The sequence below is a fragment of the Pseudomonas sp. P7759 genome (assembly GCF_013386445.1).
GTDB lineage: Bacteria > Pseudomonadota > Gammaproteobacteria > Pseudomonadales > Pseudomonadaceae > Aquipseudomonas > Aquipseudomonas azotoformans_A.
Window position 1 is genome coordinate 151,879 of sequence record NZ_JACART010000026.1, and the last position, 21,568, is coordinate 173,446.

Genomic DNA, 21,568 nt, shown 5'->3' on the forward strand with positions numbered 1-21,568 from the left:
TAGGTAGACAAACCAACGTCCGTGTTAGAACTGCGATAGGCACTGACCATTCCAGCCAGGTGCAACGAACTCGCGCCCCCAGTGATTAAGAAGATCACCCAGGTACGCCAATTCGCCAGGTCGTCCTTGTGCCAACAACTGGCGATCACCGCCCCGACGAGGCCCGCAATCAACAATTCGAACCGGTCGATCTTGTCGAGCAGGCGCTGTAAATACTCCATGCGCTCGACTCCGTGGGGCATGACTTGAATTGGAACGGCCCCAGCAGCACTCCCAGCTCGGAGCAATGGGTGTGGTGGAGCCGAAAACGAAAAGGCCCCGATCATGTCGAGGCCCTGAATAGGTGCGCGGTCTTTCCCGCAGTCAGCCAAAGACCAGCCCAGCGTCGACGCCCCAATGCATCGATCTCGCCAATCCAGTCTCGCGCCACTCTGGAAGTCTGGTGTGAACAGAGCGCACGGGCGGCCGATTTTTTTTCCGTAGCGCTGCACTACCGGCTTATCAGCGTCCAGGCATCCCCCGAAGGGCCACCCTGGCTGTGGCGAGCCTGAATCAGAAATGAAAAAGCCCAGCGCGACGGCTGGGCTCTATTACGCAAGGAGACAGAAGATCATGGAATCCAGTAAGCAATCTTGCCGTCTGCACCAACAGCTATAAACTTGCCGTTGCCATAGGCGACGCTCCGGATATCGATTCCTGCGAAAGTGTTGGCTTGCTGAACCCAACCGATCCCATCCTCGGAAACGGCTGTCTTGCCGCCGTCGCCGACAGCTACATACTTGCCATTACCGTAAGCAATGTCGCGGATGATGGTTCCACCGAAACTGGTATCTTCAACAGCAGTCCAGCTAAGCCCATCGGATGAATATGCCATCTTGCCATCCGCACCAACGATAAACATTTTCCCGTTGCAAAGCTTCATGGAAAGGATAGTGCTAGTGCCAAAGGTGCTGGTTCTGGGCGTGAATGTTTGCGGATTTTCCGTCGCCATCTTCACTGCGCTAAGCAGCTTCCCATTCGATCCCGCAACCAACACAAAACTGCCAATGACGTTGACGCAGTACACAGTCTCGCTAGAAGTGAAGGTCGTAGTGCGCTCCACCAGGCCTGACCAATCGCTATAACGGGAAAAGACTTTACCGTTAGACCCAACCAGTATCCAGGTGTAGCTGTTACCGGAAATTGGTTGATAAAACACAATGCCTTGCAAGTCTCCGGACGCGCGAACAGTTGCCGTAAGGTCTGTCCAAACCCTTTCAGGGCGTGCTGCGTCGCCGAAGATCAGATTGCCGGATTGAGAAAGGGCTTGAAGCGATACCCCAATACCGTTCCAGTACAGCTCGTTGAGGACCTTTGCGCTATCAGAGGTGACGGCGCCCTTAAGCTTGGTCCACGCTGTACCAGTTACGCCTCCGCTGACAACCTGAGTGGTTGTGTTAAGACCGTTACCACCAACCGCATAAAACTTGCCTTGCGCAAAAACCACGCGCCTAAGCATGCCAGTGTTATCCACCGGTTGTACTTGAGTCCAAAGATCTTGCAAGGTTTGAGACGCCGAGTTTGCATTTTCCATTTTAAACTCCATTACTGAGCTGATTTAAGTTCAGGCCTCTGAATTGGGCGTATGGCGCTCATGGGCGATTGCTCGAGGCTCGCGGCCTTCACATGATTCAGCGTCCCACATCGGGAACATTTGATCTGGAGCTCTGTAAATCCACCCGTGCGGGCGAGAAGTCGGTTGCAGTTACCGCATCTGAACTCTTTCAACATCTGCAAATTCCTTTTACTGAACCACCTTTTCCGTGTGATTGATTAGGAAGCGGCGTTACATTCGCCGCCCTCTCACACCCACCTACATACAGGTCCGTAGACGGCGGCATGCCTGCGGGATCTTTGAGCAGAGACAGTCCGAGGTAGAAGTTCTGGGTGAAGGATACAATCCAAGTGTCATAGTCCGTTTCCGCGCCGGTGAGCACGGAAGGTGCCGCGACAATCGCGGTGGGCAGGTCACATTGATCAGGCGGCAGGCCCCAACGGTTATCCAGGGCCAGATCCATCAGTCGGCTGGCCAGGTCGCAGGCGTCAAAGGGCGCCGAGCCACTGACGACCGTAGCCCTGAGTGAAACCGACAAGGCATGCGCCTTGCGCCCGGCAAGGGAGCGAACGCCCGGGCCATTGCGCTCCACGCTGATCAAAATGCCGGTTTTGTCGCCCGTGTCGGAGAGGTCATGGTGATTACCGACCCGTAGTTGTGGGAACGCGCGCTTCAGCACTTCGCCAATCGCCACAGGCAGCTGGGAAGGTTTTTCGAGAAGTGTCATCTGCTTGCATCCTTGCAGCGGTTACTGCTGATCCGGGCGAGAGGTTGGGGTCTCGTTGACCCCGATGCGCTTGGCCGCCCAGCGTTCATAAAGGCCGATGGCCACGTCCGCACCGGCCATGGCCGTCAGGCAGCCAATGGCACCGGCGGTCCAGATCGACATGCCGGCGGCGTAGCACAGCATTAATGCCGATACCCCGCAGACCATGCATGCCCCAGACCTCAGCGCCAGGCGCCGGATCAGCGACCAACCGCGGGCGCCCTCCTTGTCGGCGCGCCACATTTCGCCGGATACACCGCCAATCAGCGCCAGTACGATCACCAGCCAGATAGGCATTTCCGCTAACGCTTGCTGCTCGTTTGTCATGTCACGCCTCCTGGCTGAGCACTCCCGGCCAAAGACCGGCTCTTGGGTAAATCCATGGGTAGGTAGGCATTCCAAAAAGCCCGGTTGCCCGGGCTTTTCAGTAATGCGGTCCACGTTCGATCTTTCGGCGCTACTGGCGCGGTACGGATCTCTCCTCGATGTTTTTCCGACCACGATCCCTGTCTGCCGGATAACTGCTTCTGGTGCTTTACGCTGCACACCCGGGTCAGTTGCCAACCCTCTGAACCGTTAAGGCCGGTCCATCGCTGCCTGTTTGTTAAGCGGTGAAACTAAAGAGCGTCGGCTTCCTTGCCGGTGTTGCTGGCGTCCTTGCCATCGCTCGGATGGCGTCCTTGCCGGTGCTGCGTGACTTCCTTGTATTGATTGGCAGCATCCTTGCCGCCTCCACCAGGCCTTGTTGGCTGGCTTGAGATGGAGAATATGCATGTATGCATATACAGTCAATGCACAAATGCATTTATTTTCACAAGGTAATGCACGAATGCATTTTCGGGCTTGTAGGCTGCGGGTTGAGTGGTTTTTTACAGACGTAAAAAAACCCGCTCTTTGGCGGGCTTTGTCTTACAGAAGGAGGTTAACGGGCGTACATACCCCACCAAAACACATGACCCAGGATACTGATCTGCTCATCCTGGATATCCTGGAAGCTGTAGTCCTCATCCGGGTGCTCATCACGATTGAAACTGCGCAGGCGAATCCCGGAAGGCAGGCGGTAGAGCTGTTTAACCCGCAATTGGCCGTTGTGGTTGATGGCATACAAGTCACCATCGACGATATCACCAATGCCGCTTTTGCCCGCGTTCACCCCGACCGTCGCGCCATCACGCAGCACCGGCAACATGCTGTTGCCACGCACCGTCACACACTTGGCCTGGTCGAACTGCACACCGTTATGCCGCAGGCTGCGCTTGCCGAACCGCAGGCTGGCCTTCTCGCTTTCCTCGATGACGAATCTTCCTGATCCAGCAGCCAATTCAACCTCGCGCAGAAAGGGGATCGACACCTCGTCGTCATTCACGGGCGTGTCGTCGTCCCACAGGCTTATGTCCTTGAGTTCCGAATGCATCGGGTCGCGTCCATCTTCCCGCGAAACGCCCACCGCCACGCGCCCGCGCAGTTGGTCGGTGCTCACACGGAAATACTCGGCGATGCGGGAAATGTGCTTGTCCGACGGATCAACGATCTTGCCGCTGAGGATCCGGGACAGCGTGGATTGAGGCACGCCGGTACGCCGGTGAAGCTCCGTGGGGGAGATCCGGTCGCGGTCCAGCAGTTCACGTAAGACGATAGAAACGTTGCGTTTTTGCATAACGAGGATAGTGACGGGAGATTTTGGGGTTGGCAAATGCTAATTTGCATATCTTATGCGGGCGCTAATATGTGTTAGGTGAGGTTTCGGCCAGCTCTGAGGTTTTATCCGAGTGATAATCTTTGATACACCACTGAAACAAATGGGGATGTTTTGATGGAGCAGGCCGCATTTCACGACACTGACAAAATGACAGTCGCAGAGATCGAAATCTCAGAAGAAGCACTGCGATTTGCTCGCTCAAATAAAAAGTCAATTGCCAGACGCCTGACAGACAAAGCGATCTATCCGTCGGAAGAGTCGCCAGTGTCTGTATTCATGGCAGGATCACCGGGCGCAGGAAAAACTGAGGCCTCAGTCGCTCTTATAAACCTGTTCGCTGACACCCCTATTTTACGAATCGATCCCGATGAACTTCGCAACGAGTTTGCCACTTATAACGGAGCAAATTCCTGGCTTTTCCAACGAGGAGTGTCGATTCTGGTCGAAAAAATGATCGACCATGCTCTCGACCAACGACAGTCCTTTCTTCTCGATGGCACGTTTTCGAATCTTACGGTCGCCAAAAGAAATGTCGAACGCTCGTTGAAAAAGGGAAGATTCGTACAGATATTGTATGTGTATCAAAACCCCATGCTTGCATGGGAGTTCGTGAAGGCCCGTGAGGAGGCCGAGGGCAGAAGAATTCGTAAAGAGCATTTCATCGAGCAATACTTTGCCGCGCGTGACGTAGTGAATGCCCTTAAGCTAGAGTACGGGAGCAGCGTTCACGTGGATTTGCTCATCAAACACATCGACAACTCTGGACGTCTCTACAAAGCGGGTGTCGATAAGATTGACTACCATATCCCTGAGCAGCATACGTGGGCCGATCTCGAGGCCAAGCTCAGGCCACCATCAGGAGCACATTGATGATTTCGATCAAGCTTGGCTTGTCCAAAGGTGTGAAAAGCTCCTTTGCCGACTTTATTCGTGACGCAAAATCCGATCAGAAAAAGCGCGTTTACAGTGAAGTTCTCACCGAAGCGACCAAGCAACAAAACCTTGTAATAATGAAGGCCCAGGCAAAGCGCGCCTGATTGCATCAAAACCGCGTTCTGAAGCCCGGCCTGGCGCCGGGCTTTTTATTGGGCAAATTTAACCTGCGAGTACGGGAGCGGTGCCTTGAACTGAGATGTCGCCACGTTTACGTTTTACCTTCTCCATTTGCGACCTGCGCCCCCCGAACTCGCGTGTTAACCTTGCCGCCATTGCAATAAATGCTGGGCCAAGCGCGCCCTTTGCCCCATCACTTTCAACGAATTTGCCTACGACCCAATGAGTAAAAACACGTCCGATCTGTCCTCCCACACTCCAATGATGCAGCAGTACTGGCGACTCAAGAACCAGCACCCTGATCAGTTGATGTTCTACCGCATGGGCGACTTCTACGAGATCTTCTACGAAGACGCGAAGAAAGCCGCCAAGCTGCTGGACATCACCCTGACCGCGCGCGGGCAGTCGGCGGGGCAGTCGATTCCAATGTGTGGGATTCCTTACCATTCGTTGGAAGGTTACCTGGTCAAGCTGGTGAAGCTCGGCGAGTCGGTGGTGATCTGTGAGCAGATCGGTGACCCAGCCACCAGCAAGGGGCCGGTGGAACGTCAGGTGGTGCGCATTATTACGCCGGGGACGGTGAGTGATGAGGCGCTGCTGGATGAGCGTCGCGACAACCTGATTGCAGCAGTGTTGGGCGATGAGCGTCTGTTTGGCCTGTCGGTGCTGGACATCACCAGTGGCAACTTCAGCGTGCTGGAGATCAAAGGCTGGGAGAACCTGCTGGCCGAGCTGGAGCGCATCAACCCGGTTGAGCTGTTGATCCCGGACGATTGGCCGAAGGATCTGCCGGCGGAAAAACGCCGTGGGGCCAAGCGTCGCGCACCGTGGGATTTTGAGCGTGACTCGGCGTTGAAAAGTCTGTGCCAACAGTTCTCGGTGCAAGACCTTAAAGGCTTCGGCTGCGAAACCCTGACCCTGGCCATCGGCGCCGCCGGTTGCTTGCTGGGCTATGCCAAGGAAACCCAGCGCACCGCCCTGCCGCATTTGCGCAGCCTACGCCATGAGCGTCTGGACGATACCGTGGTGCTCGATGGCGCGAGCCGTCGCAATCTGGAATTGGACACCAACCTGGCCGGCGGGCGTGATAACACCCTGCAATCGGTGGTCGACCGTTGCCAGACCGCCATGGGCAGCCGTTTGCTGACCCGCTGGCTGAACCGCCCGTTGCGCGACTTGAGCGTGCTGCAGGCGCGTCAGACTTCTATTACGTGCCTGCTGGACGGTTATCGCTTTGAAAAGCTGCAGCCACAGCTGAAGGAAATCGGCGATATCGAGCGCATCCTGGCGCGGATCGGCCTGCGTAATGCGCGGCCGCGTGACTTGGCGCGCCTGCGTGACGCCCTCGGTGCCTTGCCACAATTGCAAGCGGCGATGACCGAACTGGACACGCCGCACCTGCAACAGCTCGCGGTCACCGCCGGTACTTACCCGGAGCTGGCGGCGTTGCTGGAAAAAGCCATCATCGACAACCCGCCCGCGATCATCCGCGACGGCGGCGTCTTGAAGACCGGTTACGACAGCGAGTTGGACGAACTCCAAGCCCTGAGCGAAAACGCCGGGCAGTTCCTGATTGACCTGGAAGCCCGCGAAAAAGCCCGTACCGGCCTGGCCAACCTGAAAGTCGGCTACAACCGTGTGCACGGCTACTTCATCGAATTGCCGAGCAAGCAGGCCGAGTCGGCCCCCATCGACTATCAACGTCGCCAGACACTGAAAGGCGCCGAACGGTTTATCACCCCAGAGCTGAAAGAATTCGAAGACAAGGCACTGTCGGCCAAGAGCCGTGCCCTGGCTCGGGAAAAGATGCTCTATGAAAACCTGCTGGAAGACCTGATCAGCCAGTTGGCACCGCTGCAGGACACCGCCGCCGCCCTGGCCGAGCTGGATGTGCTGAGCAACCTGGCCGAGCGCGCGCTAAACCTTGACCTGAACTGCCCGCGTTTTGTCAGCGAGCCGTGCATGCGCATCGTGCAAGGTCGCCACCCGGTCGTAGAACAGGTGTTGACCACGCCGTTCGTCGCCAACGACCTGTCGCTGGACGACGATACCCGCATGCTGGTGATCACCGGACCGAACATGGGCGGTAAATCCACCTACATGCGTCAGACCGCTTTGATTGTGCTGTTGGCGCACATCGGCAGCTTTGTGCCGGCGGCCAGTTGCGAGCTGTCCCTGGTGGATCGCATTTTCACCCGGATCGGCTCCAGCGATGACCTGGCCGGTGGCCGTTCGACCTTTATGGTGGAAATGAGCGAGACCGCCAACATCTTGCACAATGCCACTGAACGCAGCCTGGTGCTGATGGACGAAGTGGGTCGCGGCACCAGCACTTTCGACGGGCTATCCCTGGCCTGGGCGGCGGCCGAGCGCCTGGCGCATCTGCGTGCCTATACGCTGTTTGCCACCCACTATTTCGAGCTGACCGTACTGCCGGAAAGTGAACCGCTGGTGGCGAACGTGCACCTGAACGCCACTGAGCACAACGAGCGTATCGTGTTCCTGCACCACGTGCTGCCGGGGCCGGCCAGCCAGAGTTACGGCCTGGCCGTGGCCCAACTGGCCGGTGTGCCGAATGCCGTGATCACCCGCGCCCGCGAACACCTCAGCCGCCTGGAAACCACGGCCCTGCCCCATGAAACCGTGGTCGCCAGCCCTGCCAAAGCCTCCAGCAAACCGGCTGCGCCACATCAGAGCGACATGTTCGCCAGCCTGCCCCACCCGGTGCTGGATGAGTTGGCAAAGCTTGACCTGGATGACTTGACGCCGCGAAAAGCGCTCGAAATGTTATATGCACTGAAGACTCGGATATAACGCTGAGGCTTGCAAGCTGGTAGACTCTCGCGCGGTTTGGGATGCTGCAGGCTATTAGCCTGGCCTGCAGACTATCGCTCCCGAACCTCGCGAGCCCTGCCACAAAGGGTTTCGCTGCCGCCGCCTGAGGAGAAAATTAGAAATGACCTTCGTCGTCACCGACAACTGCATCAAGTGCAAGTACACCGACTGCGTGGAAGTATGTCCGGTGGACTGCTTCTACGAAGGCCCGAACTTCCTGGTCATCCACCCGGACGAGTGCATTGATTGCGCCCTGTGTGAACCTGAATGCCCGGCCGTCGCTATTTTCTCCGAGGATGAAGTCCCGGCAGGTATGGAGCAGTTCATTCAGCTGAACGTCGAGCTGGCTGAAATCTGGCCGAATATCACTGAGCGCAAAGATCCGATGCCGGATGCTGCGGAATGGGATGGCAAGACGGGTAAAATTGCTGACCTCGAACGCTGATAGCGTCGCGTCCAAAAAGGCCCCTTGCGGGCCTTTTTGCGTTTCTGGAAGGTGGGTGTCACTTTCCTACAGGCAAAAAAAAGGGGCGGTATGACCCGCCCACATTTTTTCCCTAGTCCCTGTATTCCTTTTCATCATCCTGATGAATCGCATCCTGCGATATTCCCTTAACCATCGTTCCTTGATGGTTGTGTCAATCCGTGGACACAGGGCTGATGTTAGAGAGTTCCAAAGGAAGTTCAACGGGATCCGTTTCTGCGGCTGACAGGCTGTGATGCTCAACAGACAATAATTAATTGTTATTTTTCAATAAGATGGAAAACTCTTTCGACCAACCGGGATGGACTTGGCGGGTAAAAAACCCAAACGCTTACGAAAAAGTAAGCGAATGCTTACACGACCAATTGCGTAAATGAGAAATAAACCCGCTTTGACCACTGCCCAGAGATGAAAAAGCCCCGACACTGTCGAGGCTTTTTCCCTTCAATGCCCTCAGTCGTCGCTGACGGTGATGGTCGGCATCGCTGGCGCAGCGGCTTCCTGCAGCACAATACGTGCACCGACATGGCGGGCAAGCTCCTGATAGACCATGGCGATCTGGCCATCAGGGTCCGCCGCGACCGTCGGCTTGCCGCCGTCAGCCTGTTCACGAATAACCATCGACAGTGGTAATGAGGCCAGCAGTTCCACCCCATATTGGGTGGCCAGTTTCTCGCCACCGCCTTCGCCGAACAGGTGCTCCGCGTGGCCGCAATTGGAGCAGATGTGCACCGCCATGTTCTCCACCACGCCCAGCACCGGGATATTGACCTTGCGGAACATTTCCACGCCTTTTCTCGCGTCGAGCAGCGCCAGGTCCTGGGGCGTGGTGACGATCACCGAGCCAGCCACCGGGACTTTCTGCGCCAGGGTCAGCTGGATATCGCCCGTGCCTGGTGGCATGTCGATCACCAGGTAGTCCAAATCGCCCCAGGCGGTCTGGGTGACCAGTTGCAGCAAGGCGCCGGAGACCATTGGCCCGCGCCAGACCATCGGTGTGTTGTCATCGGTAAGGAAGGCCATGGACATCACTTCCACGCCCAAGGACTCAATTGGCACGAACCACTTCTGGTCCTTGACCTTCGGCCGTGTGCCCTCGGCGATGCCGAACATCACGCCTTGGCTCGGGCCGTAGATGTCCGCATCAAGGATGCCCACGCGCGCACCTTCGCGGGCCAGGGCCAAGGCCAGGTTGGCCGCCGTGGTGGATTTGCCCACGCCGCCCTTGCCGGAGGCCACGGCCACCACGTTCTTGACGTTGGACAGGCCCGGGATCTGCGCCTGGGCCTTGTGCGCGGCGATCACACACTGGATGTCGACCTTGGCCGAACGCACCCCGTCGAGGCCCTCGATGGCCATTTGCAGCATCTGCGCCCAACCGCTTTTGAACAGGCCGGCGGCGTAGCCGAGTTCCAACTGGACCGACACCTGGTCGCCCTGGACGTCGATGGAACGTACACAGCCGGCACTGACCGGGTCCTGGTTCAAATAGGGGTCGGTGTACTGGCGAAGCACGGCTTCCACCGCTGCGCGATTGACGGCGCTCATGGGCTACTCCCGAAAAAAGACTGACTGAAACAGGCGGCTATCCTAACCGTTCCAGCGGCGTAACGGCATGCTTTCGCAGGTTCGGAAGATTCTGAAACAGCGCCACGGGGTGAAATATATTTCCCGGCGCTTTATAGTGGCCGACCTCCGTTTCATCAAGTAGCCGAGCCCCATGTCCGAGCCACGCAAGATCCTCGTCACCAGCGCCCTGCCCTATGCCAATGGTTCCATCCATCTTGGCCATATGCTTGAGTACATCCAGACCGATATGTGGGTGCGCTTCCAGAAGCATCGCGGCAACCAATGCATTTATGTCTGCGCGGACGACGCCCATGGTTCGGCCATCATGTTGCGCGCCGAAAAGGAAGGGATCACCCCGGAACAACTGATCGCCAACGTGCAGGCTGAACACAGCGCCGACTTTGCCGAGTTCCTGGTGGACTTCGATAACTTCCACTCGACCCACTCCGAAGAAAACCGTGAGCTGTCGAGCCAGATCTACCTGCGCTTGAAAGAAGCCGGGCATATCGACCAGCGTTCGGTGACCCAGTATTTCGACCCGGAAAAGAAAATGTTCCTGGCCGACCGCTTCATCAAGGGCACCTGCCCGAAATGCGGCACCGAAGACCAGTACGGCGACAACTGCGAAAAATGCGGTGCGACCTATGCACCCACCGAGCTGAAGAACCCTAAGTCGGCAATCTCTGGCGCCACCCCGGTGCTCAAGGATTCCCAGCACTTCTTCTTCAAGCTCCCGGATTTCCAGCAGATGCTGCAAACCTGGACCCGCAGCGGCACCCTGCAGGACGCCGTGGCCAACAAACTCTCCGAATGGCTCGACAGCGGCCTGCAGCAGTGGGACATCTCCCGCGATGCGCCGTACTTCGGCTTCGAGATCCCAGGCGAGCCGGGCAAATATTTCTACGTGTGGCTGGATGCTCCAATCGGCTACATGGCCAGCTTCAAGAACCTGTGCGACCGCACGCCGGAGCTGGACTTCGACACGTTCTGGAACAAGGACTCCACCGCCGAGCTGTACCACTTCATCGGCAAGGACATCGTCAACTTCCACGCGCTGTTCTGGCCGGCCATGCTTGAGGGGTCGGGCTACCGCAAGCCCACCGCCATTGCCGTGCACGGCTACCTGACGGTCAATGGCCAGAAGATGTCCAAGTCCCGTGGCACCTTCATCAAGGCACGCACCTACCTGGATCACTTGTCGCCGGAATACCTGCGCTACTACTACGCCTCCAAGCTGGGCCGTGGCGTCGATGACCTGGACCTGAACCTGGAAGACTTCGTACAGAAGGTCAACTCGGACCTGGTCGGCAAGGTTGTCAACATTGCCAGCCGTTGTGCCGGGTTTATCCAAAAGGGCAATGCGGGCCTGCTGGTGGCCGAGAACGCTGCGCCGGATCTGACTGAAGCGTTCCTGGCCGCTGCGCCCAGCATCGCCGATGCCTACGAAGCGCGCGATTTTGCCCGCGCCATGCGCGAGATCATGGGCCTGGCCGACCGTGCCAACGCCTGGATCGCCGACAAGGCACCGTGGTCGCTGAACAAACAGGAAGGCAAGCAGGCGGAAGTGCAGGCGATCTGCGCCACGGGCGTCAACCTGTTCCGCCAACTGGTGATCTTCCTCAAGCCGGTGCTGCCTCTGCTGGCCGCCGACGCCGAGGCGTTCCTCAATGTGGCGCCGCTGACCTGGAACGATCACACCACCTTGCTCAGCAACCATCAGTTGAACGAGTTCAAGCCGCTGATGACCCGTATCGACCCGGTGAAAGTTCAGGCCATGACCGACGCTTCGAAAGAAGACCTGGTTGCCAGCCAGACCGATACCGGTTCGGCTGCGCCCGCGGGCAACGGTGAGTTGGCCAAAGATCCGATCTCTGCGGAAATCGACTTTGATGCTTTCGCCGCTGTGGACCTGCGTGTCGCGCTGATCGTCAAGGCCGAAGCCGTGGAGGGTGCCGACAAGCTGCTGCGCCTGACCCTGGACCTCGGCGGCGAGCAACGCAACGTGTTCTCCGGCATCAAGAGCGCTTATCCGGACCCGTCCAAGCTTGATGGTCGCCTGACCATGATGATCGCCAACCTCAAGCCTCGGAAAATGAAGTTCGGCATCTCCGAGGGCATGGTGATGGCAGCCGGCCCTGGCGGGGAAGAGATCTACCTGCTCAGCCCTGACAGCGGTGCCAAGCCGGGCCAACGTATCAAGTAAGCCTGTAAGACAGCCCTGTCGTTTCGGCGGCAGGGCTTTTCAGCTAGTCCCCTCTTTTCGCTTGCCGGATAATCAGCTTCTGTTTGTTAACCGGCATCCCCATGATCACCCCATGAACCTCATTCAACGTATCGACGCGCTGCTGCCGCAGACCCAATGCGGCAAATGCGGGCACCCTGGTTGCAAGCCTTACGCCGAGGGTATTGCTCAGGGCGAAGCGATCAACAAGTGCCCGCCTGGTGGACAAGAAACCATTGCTGGCCTTGCGCAATTGTTGCGCGTGCCGGCGCTGGAACTGGATATCAGCCGAGGGGAAGCCCCGGCCCAGATTGCCTATATCCGCGAAGCCGAGTGCATCGGTTGCACCAAGTGCATCCAGGCCTGCCCGGTGGACGCCATTGTCGGCGCAGCCAAGCTGATGCACACGGTCATTGTCGATGAGTGCACCGGTTGCGACCTCTGCGTCGCGCCCTGCCCCGTTGATTGCATAGAAATGCGCCCGACAGCCACGGAATTGCCGATTGTGGGTGGCCTGGCCACCAATGATCAGCAACGCCATGAACGCCACCTCAAGCGCGACCGGGCAAGGCGGCGTTATGAGCAACGCAACGCGCGGCTGCAACGAGAGGAAGCGCAAAAAGTCGCCGAACGCCAGGCTCGGGCCAAACGCTCAGTGCCGGTTTTACCCGTGCAAGCCGATGCAGCACAGGATGGCGCGATCAAGAAAGCCAAAATCACGGTCGCCATGAGCCGAGCCCAACTGCATAAATCCTTGAAGGCCTTCGGTCACCCGCCAACCTTTGAACAACAATCGCAGTTGATCGTCTTGCAGCAGCAGTTCGAAGCGGCAGAACAAGCGCTGGCTGCCCTGGAACGGGACACCACACCAAAGGCAGTCCCTATGGCCTTGAATACTGCCGACCTGAAACGCGCCAAAATCCAGCTGGCGATGCGCCGCGCAGAATTGAAGAAAGCCCAGGACTTGAACGCCAACCCGCAGCAACTGGCCGAGGCGCAGCACAACCTCGACGAGGCGCAGCGCCAAGTCGATGCCCACGGCAACGCCTGACCCGCAAAGCCTGTATTGCTACAATCCCGCCGATCGACTGCCAGGAAAACCCCACCCCATGAACGCCGCAAAACGCCTGGAAATTTTCCGCAGGCTCCACGAAGACAATCCAGAACCCAAGACCGAACTGGCCTACACCACGCCGTTCGAGTTGCTGATTGCGGTGATCCTGTCGGCCCAATCCACGGACGTCGGCGTGAACAAGGCCACGGCCAAGCTGTACCCCGTGGCGAATACGCCAGAGGCGATCTATGCCCTGGGTGTGGAGGGGTTGTCGGAATACATCAAGACCATCGGCCTGTACAACAGCAAGGCCAAGAACGTCATCGAAACCTGCCGCCTGCTGGTGGAACTGCACGGCAGTGAAGTGCCGCAGACCCGCGAAGCCCTGGAGGCCTTGCCAGGCGTTGGCCGCAAAACCGCCAACGTGGTACTCAACACCGCGTTCCGGCAACTGACCATGGCCGTGGACACCCACATCTTCCGGGTCAGCAATCGAACCGGCATCGCCCGTGGCAAGAACGTGGTGGAAGTGGAAAAGCAACTGATGAAGTTCGTGCCCAAGCCGTATCTGCTGGATTCGCACCACTGGCTCATCCTTCATGGCCGCTACGTTTGCCAGGCCCGCAAGCCGCGCTGCGGCAGCTGTCGCATCGAAGACCTGTGCGAATACAAGGACAAGACCTCCGACGATTAAGGGATCATTGGTTTTCTCGATCAGTCGATTGAAAAAATCTTTTTTACCGGATCATGGATTATCGTTATAAGGAGCGCCAACGGCAGTCTTAGCCCGGAGTGAACCTTATGAGCACTGGCAAAGAGCAACTGGAAGTGGAAGACGACCTCGTTGAGTCGGATGACGAGGGCGCGCAGACACCTGTGGCAGAGGTCGCCAAGACCAATTTGAGCAAACGCCGCACTATCGACAATCTACTGGAAGAACGACGCTTGCAAAAACAGCTGGCCGATTACGACTTCGATCTCTGATCGAGCGATCGACAGCCGGAAGCCTCCTTCAGGGAGGCTTTTTTCTGCCGGTGACCCAGGCAATACGCTGTGCTATGCCCTCCTCTAAACCAAGCCGTTACGCTGGGCCAGTTCGATCAGGTCCACCAGCGAACGCGCATTGAGCTTGAGCAGCAAACGCGTCTTATAGGTGCTGACGGTCTTGTTACTGAGGAACATGCCGTCGGCGATCTCCTTGTTGGTCCTGCCCCGTGCCAACTGCTGCAATACCATCATTTCCCGCCCGGACAGGCGCTCGACCATATCGGCTTCGCTGGCATTGCCCATGGTGGAGCGTACCGAGTTGAGCGCCTGGTTGGGGAAATAGCTGTAGCCGGACAAGACCGCCTTGATAGCACTCAACAGCTCGGTGAGGTCCTGTTGCTTGCACACGTAGCCGGCAGCCCCCGCTTGCATGCAACGCATGGAAAAATGACCCGGGGCCTGGGACGTCAGCACCAGCACCTTAAAGGGCGCAGGTTGCTTGGTAGAAGACAACCGGCAAATAACTTCAAGGCCATCAAGTTTGGGTATCCCGATATCCAGTATCACAATGTCCGGCATATGCTCCCGTGCAAGTTGCAATGCATCGACACCGTTATCGGTCTCGGCAACGACCTCATAACCATGACGTTCCATTAGCATACGCACAGCAAGACGAATGACGGGATGATCATCCACGATCAGCACTTTATTCATAAGAAAGTCCAATTTCGCTGTTCGAATTATTTAGAGCAAGCACAATAGCCTAGTCGTTTCCTAGTTGGCATAGCGTTACCCCCCAAGCAACAGCAAGCAGAGACCCACCCCACAGCGATAAAGGAATTGCCCTACAAAAAAACGCCCTCTCGGAGGGATCTGATTTTGTGGATGCTTTCAGACCTTTCCTGGGACTTACATACTTTGAGTGAAATATCCGTGGCTTATAGGGGTTTGGGTAAACGTGCCGCACATGACTCTCAGGAAATGCCCCTTGCCTCTCGCCTGCCGCTGGGGAAAACGGCCAGAACGATCCGTCTGCTTTAGTTCCATTTAACATATTCACTTACATCCTTAATTCCTACAGACGATTCGGTGATTCGTATCTTCTCCGCACTTACATGAGTGAATTATCTGTAAGACCAGTTCCTACATAGATGTAAAAAATTCATTCCCCCTACAAACTTTCAACAACAATTCATTCAAACCCCATTTCTGATAAAGATTTTGAGGAAAAACATCCACAGCCGTTTAATCGTTATAAACATCTAAAGTCTCTACACAATCACAGGACAAAAAAAATGGCCCCTTGAACAAGGGGCCATTCTTCACAACAGGCTGAGACTTAGAACAGCGAGCGACCTTTGTTGGCGGCAATGCGCATGCGCAATGCGTTCAACTTGATAAAGCCTGCCGCGTCTGCCTGGTTGTACGCACCGCCGTCTTCTTCGAAGGTGGCGATGTTGGCGTCGAACAGCGACTCATCGGACTTGCGACCGGTCACGATCACGTCGCCCTTGTACAGCTTCAGGCGCACAACGCCGTTCACGTGGGCCTGGGAAGCGTCGATCATCTGCTGCAGCATCAGACGCTCAGGGCTCCACCAGTAGCCGGTGTAGATCAGGCTGGCGTACTTGGGCATCAGCTCGTCTTTGAGGTGAGCCACTTCGCGGTCCAGGGTGATCGATTCGATCGCGCGGTGGGCGCGCAGCATGATGGTGCCACCAGGGGTTTCGTAGCAGCCACGGGACTTCATGCCCACGTAACGGTTCTCGACGATGTCGAGACGGCCGATCCCGTGTTCGCCACCGATACGGTTCAGGGTCGCCAGCACGGTGGCCGGGGTCATCTCGACGCCGTCCAGCGCGACGATGTCGCCGTTGCGGTAGGTCAGTTCCAGGTATTGCGGCTTGTCGGGAGCGTTCTCCGGGGAGACGGTCCACTTCCACATGTCTTCTTCGTGCTCGGTCCAGGTATCTTCCAGCACGCCGCCTTCATAGGAGATGTGCAGCAAGTTGGCGTCCATCGAATACGGGGACTTTTTCTTGCCGTGGCGCTCGATCGGGATTGCGTGCTTTTCAGCGTAATCCATCAGCTTTTCACGGGACAGCAGGTCCCATTCACGCCAAGGGGCAATCACTTTCACGCCTGGCTTGAGGGCGTAGGCACCCAGTTCGAAACGCACCTGGTCGTTGCCTTTGCCGGTGGCGCCATGGGAAATGGCGTCGGCGCCGGTTTCGTTGGCGATTTCGATCAGGCGCTTGGCGATCAGCGGACGTGCGATGGAGGTACCCAGCAGGTACTCGCCTTCGTAGACGGTGTTGGCGCGAAACATCGGGAAAACGAAATCGCGGACGAACTCTTCGCGCAGGTCGTCAATGTAGATCTCTTTCACGCCCATGGCTTGCGCCTTGGCGCGTGCAGGTTCGACCTCTTCGCCCTGACCCAGGTCAGCGGTGAAGGTCACCACTTCACAGTTATAAGTATCCTGCAGCCACTTGAGGATCACCGAAGTGTCCAGGCCGCCGGAATACGCGAGAACGACCTTGTTTACGTCGGCCATGCCATCACTCCACGGGGTTGTACGGAAAGGCGTCGATTCTACCGACCAAAACCGCGAATTTACAGGGGCGCGACAGCAAATGAAGATAAAGCGACAGATTATGTCGAACGGGCGACCGATGGTCGCACCTCAGGACGTGTGCGCGGCGTTGCTTGGGCCAGTGGCCTGAGGCGCCGGTTTCTCGGGGGCTGCGACGCGTTCGAGCTGGATATTCACGCGACGGTTGCGCGCCCGGTTGGCCGCATTGGTGTTGGGCGCCAGTGGGTAGCTTTCGCCGTGGAAACGCAGTGTGATCTGCGATTCCGGGATCCCGTTGGCTTTGAAGTAGTCCATGACCGCCAAGCCGCGACGACGCGAGACGTCGCGATTGGTCAGGCGGTTGCCGCTGTTGTCCGAATGGCCATTCAACTCGATATGGTTGACGGTGGGGTCGGCTTTCATGAACGCGAGAATCACGTCGAGTTTCTTCTTGGCGGCCGCGTCCAGCTCGATTCCGCCGCCGGGGAAGCCAACTTCAGTCTGTTTGACCTGGTCATAATTCATCGGCAACAGCTTGGCGGTGCACAGCTGGTAATCGTTGTAGGCCTTGTTGAATTTAACCGGCAGCAGCCGGATCTCCGAATAGCCGCCTTCGCGCCCATAGTGCCGCACGGTGGGGCTACGCCCTTCCAGCAAGCCATTGAACAGACGCCCGGCCTGGCCCTGGGAGCTGTTGAACAACACATCGCCACTGCCGGCACGCACGGCGCCGAGGTTGATATCCCCTCGCCCCGGCTGCCACGGTGCAGCGGCGGCCAGCAAGGTGGCCGAACCGGCGCCCAGCGAGCCGTTGTAGGCCTTCAGACGAAACGTCGCCTGCTCGCCGGCCCGACGCACGAACTCACCCGAACCGAAATCGGTGATCGGCTGGGTCAGGCGGCACTCGAATTGGTCGCCTTCCACCTTCCACTCAATATTCTCCAGACGTGTCTGGAACGTGAGGGCCATCGCAGGCAGGCTGGCGAACACACTGAGCAGGGCTAGATATTGCTGGCGCACGGGAGGCTCCACTGGTTTCTACAACACTTCAAAGCGTCATACATCGATAAGGCATACCCAAGGCTATCGGTTGCATCCTGCAAAACTTGATAGCGAGTGCCTGATAGAGTCTTTTCCGGTAGCATTCCCACCAGATTGACCCGCCTGGAATCCCCAATGTCCGACCGCCTGACCCTGCTGCGTCCCGACGACTGGCATATTCATCTTCGCGATGGTGCTGCGTTACCCCACACCGTGGCCGATGTCGCGCGCACGTTTGGCCGCGCCATCATCATGCCTAACCTGGTACCTCCGGTGCGTAATGCCGAGCAAGCCGATGCCTATCGCCAGCGTATCCTCGCTGCACGACCGGCCGGCAGCCGCTTCGAACCGTTGATGGTGCTCTACCTCACCGACCGCACCCAGCCCGAAGAGATTCGTGAGGCCAAGGCCAGCGGTTTCGTGCACGCTGCCAAGCTGTACCCGGCTGGCGCGACCACCAACTCCGATTCCGGCGTGACCAGTATCGACAAGATCCTGCCGGCCATCGAAGCCATGGCCGAAGTCGGCATGCCACTGTTGATCCACGGCGAAGTCACCCGTGGCGACGTGGACGTGTTCGATCGCGAGAAAATCTTCATCGACGAGCATATGCGCCGCGTGGTCGAGCTGTTCCCGACCCTCAAGGTGGTATTCGAGCACATCACCACCGCCGATGCCGTGCAGTTCGTCAGCGAGGCCTCGGCCAACGTTGGCGCGACGATCACCGCGCATCACTTGCTGTACAACCGCAACCACATGCTGGTGGGCGGGATTCGGCCACACTTCTATTGCCTGCCGATCCTCAAGCGCAACACCCACCAGGTGGCCTTGCTGGATGCGGCGACCAGCGGCAATCCGAAGTTCTTCCTCGGCACCGACTCGGCGCCCCACGCCCAGCATGCCAAAGAAGCGGCGTGCGGCTGTGCCGGTTGCTACACCGCCTATGCGGCGATTGAGCTGTACGCCGAAGCGTTCGAACAGCGCAACGCCCTGGACAAGCTTGAAGGTTTTGCCAGCCTCAACGGCCCGCGGTTCTACGGCCTGCCGGCGAATACCGACCGCATCACCCTGGTCCGTGAAGACTGGACCGCCCCTGCCAGCCTGCCGTTTGGCGAGCTGACTGTTATCCCGCTGCGCGCCGGTGAAACACTGCGCTGGCGCCTGCTGGAGGAAAGCAAGTGAGTGAAGACCATTACGACGACGAACACGAGCACAGTGGTGGCGGCTCCCGTCACCCGATGGCCGAGCGGTTCCGCGGCTATCTGCCGGTTGTCATCGACGTAGAAACCGGCGGTTTCAATTGCGCCACCGACGCGTTGCTGGAAATCGCCGCAACGACGATTGGCATGGATGAGCAGGGTTTTGTGTTCCCGGAACACACCCACTTCTTCCGCGTCGAGCCGTTTGAAGGCGCCAACATCGAAGCGGCGGCCTTGGAATTTACCGGCATCAAGCTCGATCACCCACTGCGCATGGCGGTCAGTGAAGAAGCGGCATTGACCGATATCTTCCGTGGTGTGCGCAAGGCGTTGAAGGCCAATGGCTGCAAACGCGCGATCCTGGTCGGCCACAACAGCAGCTTCGACCTGGGCTTTCTCAACGCCGCCGTGGCGCGGTTGGACATGAAGCGCAACCCGTTCCACCCTTTCTCCAGCTTCGACACGGCCACCCTCGCAGGCCTGGCGTATGGCCAGACCGTGTTGGCGAAAGCCTGCCAGGCCGCCGGTATCGATTTTGACGGCCGTGAGGCTCACTCGGCTCGCTACGACACCGAGAAGACTGCCGAGCTGTTCTGCGGCATCGTCAACCGATGGAAAGACATGGGCGGCTGGGAAGACTTCAATGATTGAGGTCATATCCCGCGCATAAAAAAACCGGCCTTCTCAGGCCGGTTTTTTTGTACCTCAAACCTGGCTTACAGCTTGCCAGCGTTCTCGGTCAGGTAAGCCGCAACGCCTTCTGGCGAAGCGTTCATGCCTTTGTCGCCTTTTTTCCAGTTGGCTGGGCAGACTTCGCCGTGCTCTTCGTGGAATTGCAGGGCGTCGACCAGGCGGATCAGCTCTTCCATGTTACGACCCAGTGGCAGGTCGTTGATGATCTGGGAGCGGACAACGCCCTTGTCGTCGATCAGGAACGCGCCACGGAACGCCACGCCGCCTTCGGACTCAACGTCGTAGGCCTTGGCGATGTCGTGCTTCATGTCGGCAGCCATGGTGTATTTGACTTTGCCGATGCCGCCATCATTGATGGCAGTGTTGCGCCAGGCGTTGTGGGTGAAATGGGAGTCGATGGAAACAGCTACCACTTCAACGTTGCGCGCCTTGAAATCGTCCATGCGGTGGTCCAGAGCGATCAGCTCCGAAGGGCAGACGAAGGTGAAGTCCAGCGGGTAGAAGAACACCAGGCCGTATTTGCCTTTGATGGCTTCAGACAGTTTGAAGCTGTCTACGATTTCGCCATTGCCGAGGACGGCTGGGACGTCGAAATCCGGGGCTTGTTTGCCGACGAGTACGCTCATTGGGTATCTCCTGATGTAGGGGTGACGATTGAAGTAAAAGGACCGGCCCGAGTCTGCCGCATTCAAGCGACAGCCCTGTGACGCAGTCACGCTTCGTGAAGACCGACCATCATACACTGAAAAAACCGTTCGTCAGTGCGGGCGCGGTGCCAGCAAATACCCTACGAATCTACTTTGACAATCATTCTCGTTAACATTAAGATCCATCGCACTTAAGCCTTAAACCCGCGACGGTTCTCCCTTATGTATGTGTGCCTCTGTACTGGCGTCACCGACGGACAAATCCGCGAAGCAATCTATGAAGGTTGCTGCAGCTACAAGGAAGTGCGTGAAACCACCGGCGTTGCCAGCCAGTGCGGTAAATGTGCTTGCCTCGCCAAGCAAGTGGTTCGGGAAACCCTGACGCAGCTGCAGACAGCCCAGGCCGCGCTCCCCTATTCAGCAGAATTTACACACGCCTGATTGGCGTGTTTTAAAGAACCGGACTTAGTGTCCGGTTTTTTTATGCCCGTAATTCAATAAGTTAGCGCTAAGACGCGGAACACAAACATTCTTATTCCGATTAATTTTCATTTATTATTCAATAACTTAGGTTTGACACTAGGGATTTCGCCGCTCAAACTCCGCCTTATACACAGCTATTACAGGGCAGGACCCCAGTCATGAAAGGCGACATCTCAGTCATCCAGCAACTCAACAAAATCCTTGCCAATGAACTGGTCGCGATCAATCAGTACTTTCTGCATGCGCGCATGTATGACGATTGGGGCCTGGAAAAGCTGGGCAAGCGTGAATACAAAGAATCCATCAAGGCCATGAAAGATGCGGACAAGCTGATCAAACGCATCCTGTTCCTGGAAGGCCTGCCGAACGTGCAGGACCTGGGCAAGCTGAACATCGGCGAGCACACCCAGGAAATGATCAGCAGCGACCTGAAGTTCGAACACAAGAGCCACAGCGACCTCAAGGCCGCCATCGCTCATTGCGAAACCAAGGGCGACTTCGGCAGCCGTGAGCTGCTGGAAGACATCCTGGAAGACCAGGAAGAACACATCGACTGGCTGGAAACCCAACTGGGCCTGATCGACAAAGTCAGCCTGGAAAACTACCTGCAATCGCAGATGGGCGAAGAATAAGCCCCCCCAGCAAAGCAGGTACAAAAAAGCCCCGCT

22 protein-coding genes and 1 pseudogene are annotated in these 21,568 nt (G+C 57.5%); 12 read left to right on the forward strand and 11 right to left on the reverse strand.

Annotated elements, in window-relative coordinates; all coding sequences use genetic code 11:
- Positions 1 to 35: 35 nt before the first annotated feature.
- From HX823_RS20240 to HX823_RS20265, 6 genes and pseudogenes are all read right to left on the reverse strand, one after another.
- Positions 36 to 221: pseudogene (locus HX823_RS20240) on the reverse strand (MFS transporter); the annotation flags it as partial.
- A 389-nt stretch (positions 222 to 610) separates the two neighbouring features.
- The gene (locus HX823_RS20245) at positions 611 to 1,573 is read right to left on the reverse strand and encodes a hypothetical protein (protein ID WP_177076289.1); all 963 of its coding nucleotides are present in this window, start codon (positions 1,571 to 1,573) and stop codon (positions 611 to 613) included.
- An 11-nt stretch (positions 1,574 to 1,584) separates the two neighbouring features.
- Complete coding sequence (locus HX823_RS20250; RefSeq protein ID WP_080642401.1) at positions 1,585 to 1,770, reverse strand: Com family DNA-binding transcriptional regulator; 186 nt, start codon at positions 1,768 to 1,770, stop codon at positions 1,585 to 1,587.
- Positions 1,764 to 2,321, reverse strand: a complete 558-nt coding sequence (locus tag HX823_RS20255) for a hypothetical protein (protein WP_177076291.1) — start codon at positions 2,319 to 2,321, stop codon at positions 1,764 to 1,766. The genes HX823_RS20250 and HX823_RS20255 overlap by 7 nt, the downstream gene beginning before the upstream one ends.
- Before the next feature lie 21 nt (positions 2,322 to 2,342).
- Positions 2,343 to 2,687: a phage holin family protein gene (locus HX823_RS20260; protein ID WP_016977943.1), complete on the reverse strand. Its 345-nt coding sequence runs from the start codon at positions 2,685 to 2,687 to the stop codon at positions 2,343 to 2,345.
- A 595-nt stretch (positions 2,688 to 3,282) separates the two neighbouring features.
- Positions 3,283 to 4,017 (reverse strand): XRE family transcriptional regulator, encoded by a 735-nt coding sequence (locus tag HX823_RS20265; protein WP_016977944.1) that lies wholly within the window; start codon positions 4,015 to 4,017, stop codon positions 3,283 to 3,285.
- A gap of 156 nt (positions 4,018 to 4,173) precedes the next feature.
- Between HX823_RS20265 and HX823_RS20270 the strand changes: the two genes are divergently transcribed.
- From HX823_RS20270 to fdxA, 4 genes are all read left to right on the forward strand, one after another.
- Positions 4,174 to 4,929 carry a zeta toxin family protein gene (locus HX823_RS20270; protein WP_235165469.1) on the forward strand — a complete coding sequence of 252 codons (756 nt, stop codon included), beginning with the start codon at positions 4,174 to 4,176 and terminating at the stop codon, positions 4,927 to 4,929.
- Positions 4,929 to 5,096 (forward strand): hypothetical protein, encoded by a 168-nt coding sequence (locus tag HX823_RS20275; protein WP_177076293.1) that lies wholly within the window; start codon positions 4,929 to 4,931, stop codon positions 5,094 to 5,096. The genes HX823_RS20270 and HX823_RS20275 overlap by 1 nt, the downstream gene beginning before the upstream one ends.
- Positions 5,097 to 5,334: 238 nt before the next feature.
- The gene (gene mutS / locus HX823_RS20280) at positions 5,335 to 7,926 is read left to right on the forward strand and encodes a DNA mismatch repair protein MutS (RefSeq protein ID WP_177076295.1); all 2,592 of its coding nucleotides are present in this window, start codon (positions 5,335 to 5,337) and stop codon (positions 7,924 to 7,926) included.
- A 142-nt stretch (positions 7,927 to 8,068) separates the two neighbouring features.
- Positions 8,069 to 8,392 carry a ferredoxin FdxA gene (gene fdxA / locus HX823_RS20285; protein ID WP_033899812.1) on the forward strand — a complete coding sequence of 108 codons (324 nt, stop codon included), beginning with the start codon at positions 8,069 to 8,071 and terminating at the stop codon, positions 8,390 to 8,392.
- Between the two features lie 492 nt (positions 8,393 to 8,884).
- Here fdxA and apbC read toward each other — a convergent pair whose 3' ends face one another.
- Positions 8,885 to 9,979, reverse strand: a complete 1,095-nt coding sequence (gene apbC / locus HX823_RS20290; protein ID WP_177076297.1) for an iron-sulfur cluster carrier protein ApbC — start codon at positions 9,977 to 9,979, stop codon at positions 8,885 to 8,887.
- Between the two features lie 172 nt (positions 9,980 to 10,151).
- On the opposite strand from apbC, the gene metG reads away from it, so the two are divergent.
- The 4 genes from metG to HX823_RS20310 all read left to right on the forward strand — a co-directional run bounded on the left by metG (position 10,152) and on the right by HX823_RS20310 (position 14,259).
- Positions 10,152 to 12,203: a methionine--tRNA ligase gene (gene metG / locus HX823_RS20295; RefSeq protein ID WP_177076299.1), complete on the forward strand. Its 2,052-nt coding sequence runs from the start codon at positions 10,152 to 10,154 to the stop codon at positions 12,201 to 12,203.
- A gap of 112 nt (positions 12,204 to 12,315) precedes the next feature.
- Positions 12,316 to 13,272: an electron transport complex subunit RsxB gene (gene rsxB, locus HX823_RS20300; protein ID WP_177076301.1), complete on the forward strand. Its 957-nt coding sequence runs from the start codon at positions 12,316 to 12,318 to the stop codon at positions 13,270 to 13,272.
- A gap of 58 nt (positions 13,273 to 13,330) precedes the next feature.
- Positions 13,331 to 13,969, forward strand: a complete 639-nt coding sequence (nth, locus tag HX823_RS20305; RefSeq protein WP_038847851.1) for an endonuclease III — start codon at positions 13,331 to 13,333, stop codon at positions 13,967 to 13,969.
- A 107-nt stretch (positions 13,970 to 14,076) separates the two neighbouring features.
- Positions 14,077 to 14,259: a PA3496 family putative envelope integrity protein gene (locus HX823_RS20310; RefSeq protein WP_038847849.1), complete on the forward strand. Its 183-nt coding sequence runs from the start codon at positions 14,077 to 14,079 to the stop codon at positions 14,257 to 14,259.
- Positions 14,260 to 14,343: 84 nt separating this feature from the next.
- Here HX823_RS20310 and HX823_RS20315 read toward each other — a convergent pair whose 3' ends face one another.
- From HX823_RS20315 to HX823_RS20325, 3 genes are all read right to left on the reverse strand, one after another.
- On the reverse strand, positions 14,344 to 14,976 hold the full coding sequence (locus HX823_RS20315) for a response regulator transcription factor (protein WP_010212736.1): 633 nt from the start codon (positions 14,974 to 14,976) through the stop codon (positions 14,344 to 14,346).
- 625 nt (positions 14,977 to 15,601) lie between these two features.
- A complete protein-coding gene (locus HX823_RS20320; RefSeq protein ID WP_177076303.1) occupies positions 15,602 to 16,819 on the reverse strand; it encodes an argininosuccinate synthase in 1,218 nt (405 codons plus the stop codon).
- 129 nt (positions 16,820 to 16,948) lie between these two features.
- Positions 16,949 to 17,857: an OmpA family protein gene (locus tag HX823_RS20325; protein WP_177076305.1), complete on the reverse strand. Its 909-nt coding sequence runs from the start codon at positions 17,855 to 17,857 to the stop codon at positions 16,949 to 16,951.
- Positions 17,858 to 18,013: 156 nt separating this feature from the next.
- Between HX823_RS20325 and pyrC the strand changes: the two genes are divergently transcribed.
- Positions 18,014 to 19,060, forward strand: coding sequence for a dihydroorotase (gene pyrC / locus HX823_RS20330; protein ID WP_028619063.1), 1,047 nt, complete (start codon positions 18,014 to 18,016; stop codon positions 19,058 to 19,060).
- Positions 19,057 to 19,728 carry a ribonuclease T gene (gene rnt, locus HX823_RS20335; RefSeq protein ID WP_010212742.1) on the forward strand — a complete coding sequence of 224 codons (672 nt, stop codon included), beginning with the start codon at positions 19,057 to 19,059 and terminating at the stop codon, positions 19,726 to 19,728. The genes pyrC and rnt overlap by 4 nt, the downstream gene beginning before the upstream one ends.
- Positions 19,729 to 19,793: 65 nt before the next feature.
- Here rnt and HX823_RS20340 read toward each other — a convergent pair whose 3' ends face one another.
- A complete protein-coding gene (locus tag HX823_RS20340) occupies positions 19,794 to 20,396 on the reverse strand; it encodes a peroxiredoxin (RefSeq protein WP_003172097.1) in 603 nt (200 codons plus the stop codon).
- Positions 20,397 to 20,639: 243 nt separating this feature from the next.
- Here HX823_RS20340 and HX823_RS20345 point away from each other — a divergent pair, with 243 nt between their 5' ends.
- Positions 20,640 to 20,858 carry a bacterioferritin-associated ferredoxin gene (locus HX823_RS20345; RefSeq protein ID WP_010564137.1) on the forward strand — a complete coding sequence of 73 codons (219 nt, stop codon included), beginning with the start codon at positions 20,640 to 20,642 and terminating at the stop codon, positions 20,856 to 20,858.
- A 200-nt stretch (positions 20,859 to 21,058) separates the two neighbouring features.
- Positions 21,059 to 21,532, forward strand: a complete 474-nt coding sequence (gene bfr / locus HX823_RS20350; RefSeq protein ID WP_033896414.1) for a bacterioferritin — start codon at positions 21,059 to 21,061, stop codon at positions 21,530 to 21,532.
- Positions 21,533 to 21,568 lie beyond the last annotated feature (36 nt).

What these genes read in the sequence shown, in the direction of transcription:
- HX823_RS20245 (WP_177076289.1), bottom strand. Translation starts at nt 1,573, where the DNA reads ATGGAAAATGCAAACTCGGCGTCTCAAACCTTGCAAGATCTTTGGACT.
- HX823_RS20250 (WP_080642401.1), bottom strand. Translation starts at nt 1,770, where the DNA reads ATGTTGAAAGAGTTCAGATGCGGTAACTGCAACCGACTTCTCGCCCGC.
- HX823_RS20255 (WP_177076291.1), bottom strand. Translation starts at nt 2,321, where the DNA reads ATGACACTTCTCGAAAAACCTTCCCAGCTGCCTGTGGCGATTGGCGAA.
- HX823_RS20260 (WP_016977943.1), bottom strand. Translation starts at nt 2,687, where the DNA reads ATGACAAACGAGCAGCAAGCGTTAGCGGAAATGCCTATCTGGCTGGTG.
- HX823_RS20265 (WP_016977944.1), bottom strand. Translation starts at nt 4,017, where the DNA reads ATGCAAAAACGCAACGTTTCTATCGTCTTACGTGAACTGCTGGACCGC.
- HX823_RS20270 (WP_235165469.1), top strand. Translation starts at nt 4,174, where the DNA reads ATGGAGCAGGCCGCATTTCACGACACTGACAAAATGACAGTCGCAGAG.
- HX823_RS20275 (WP_177076293.1), top strand. Translation starts at nt 4,929, where the DNA reads ATGATTTCGATCAAGCTTGGCTTGTCCAAAGGTGTGAAAAGCTCCTTT.
- mutS (WP_177076295.1), top strand. Translation starts at nt 5,335, where the DNA reads ATGAGTAAAAACACGTCCGATCTGTCCTCCCACACTCCAATGATGCAG.
- fdxA (WP_033899812.1), top strand. Translation starts at nt 8,069, where the DNA reads ATGACCTTCGTCGTCACCGACAACTGCATCAAGTGCAAGTACACCGAC.
- apbC (WP_177076297.1), bottom strand. Translation starts at nt 9,979, where the DNA reads ATGAGCGCCGTCAATCGCGCAGCGGTGGAAGCCGTGCTTCGCCAGTAC.
- metG (WP_177076299.1), top strand. Translation starts at nt 10,152, where the DNA reads ATGTCCGAGCCACGCAAGATCCTCGTCACCAGCGCCCTGCCCTATGCC.
- rsxB (WP_177076301.1), top strand. Translation starts at nt 12,316, where the DNA reads ATGAACCTCATTCAACGTATCGACGCGCTGCTGCCGCAGACCCAATGC.
- nth (WP_038847851.1), top strand. Translation starts at nt 13,331, where the DNA reads ATGAACGCCGCAAAACGCCTGGAAATTTTCCGCAGGCTCCACGAAGAC.
- HX823_RS20310 (WP_038847849.1), top strand. Translation starts at nt 14,077, where the DNA reads ATGAGCACTGGCAAAGAGCAACTGGAAGTGGAAGACGACCTCGTTGAG.
- HX823_RS20315 (WP_010212736.1), bottom strand. Translation starts at nt 14,976, where the DNA reads ATGAATAAAGTGCTGATCGTGGATGATCATCCCGTCATTCGTCTTGCT.
- HX823_RS20320 (WP_177076303.1), bottom strand. Translation starts at nt 16,819, where the DNA reads ATGGCCGACGTAAACAAGGTCGTTCTCGCGTATTCCGGCGGCCTGGAC.
- pyrC (WP_028619063.1), top strand. Translation starts at nt 18,014, where the DNA reads ATGTCCGACCGCCTGACCCTGCTGCGTCCCGACGACTGGCATATTCAT.
- HX823_RS20340 (WP_003172097.1), bottom strand. Translation starts at nt 20,396, where the DNA reads ATGAGCGTACTCGTCGGCAAACAAGCCCCGGATTTCGACGTCCCAGCC.
- HX823_RS20345 (WP_010564137.1), top strand. Translation starts at nt 20,640, where the DNA reads ATGTATGTGTGCCTCTGTACTGGCGTCACCGACGGACAAATCCGCGAA.
- bfr (WP_033896414.1), top strand. Translation starts at nt 21,059, where the DNA reads ATGAAAGGCGACATCTCAGTCATCCAGCAACTCAACAAAATCCTTGCC.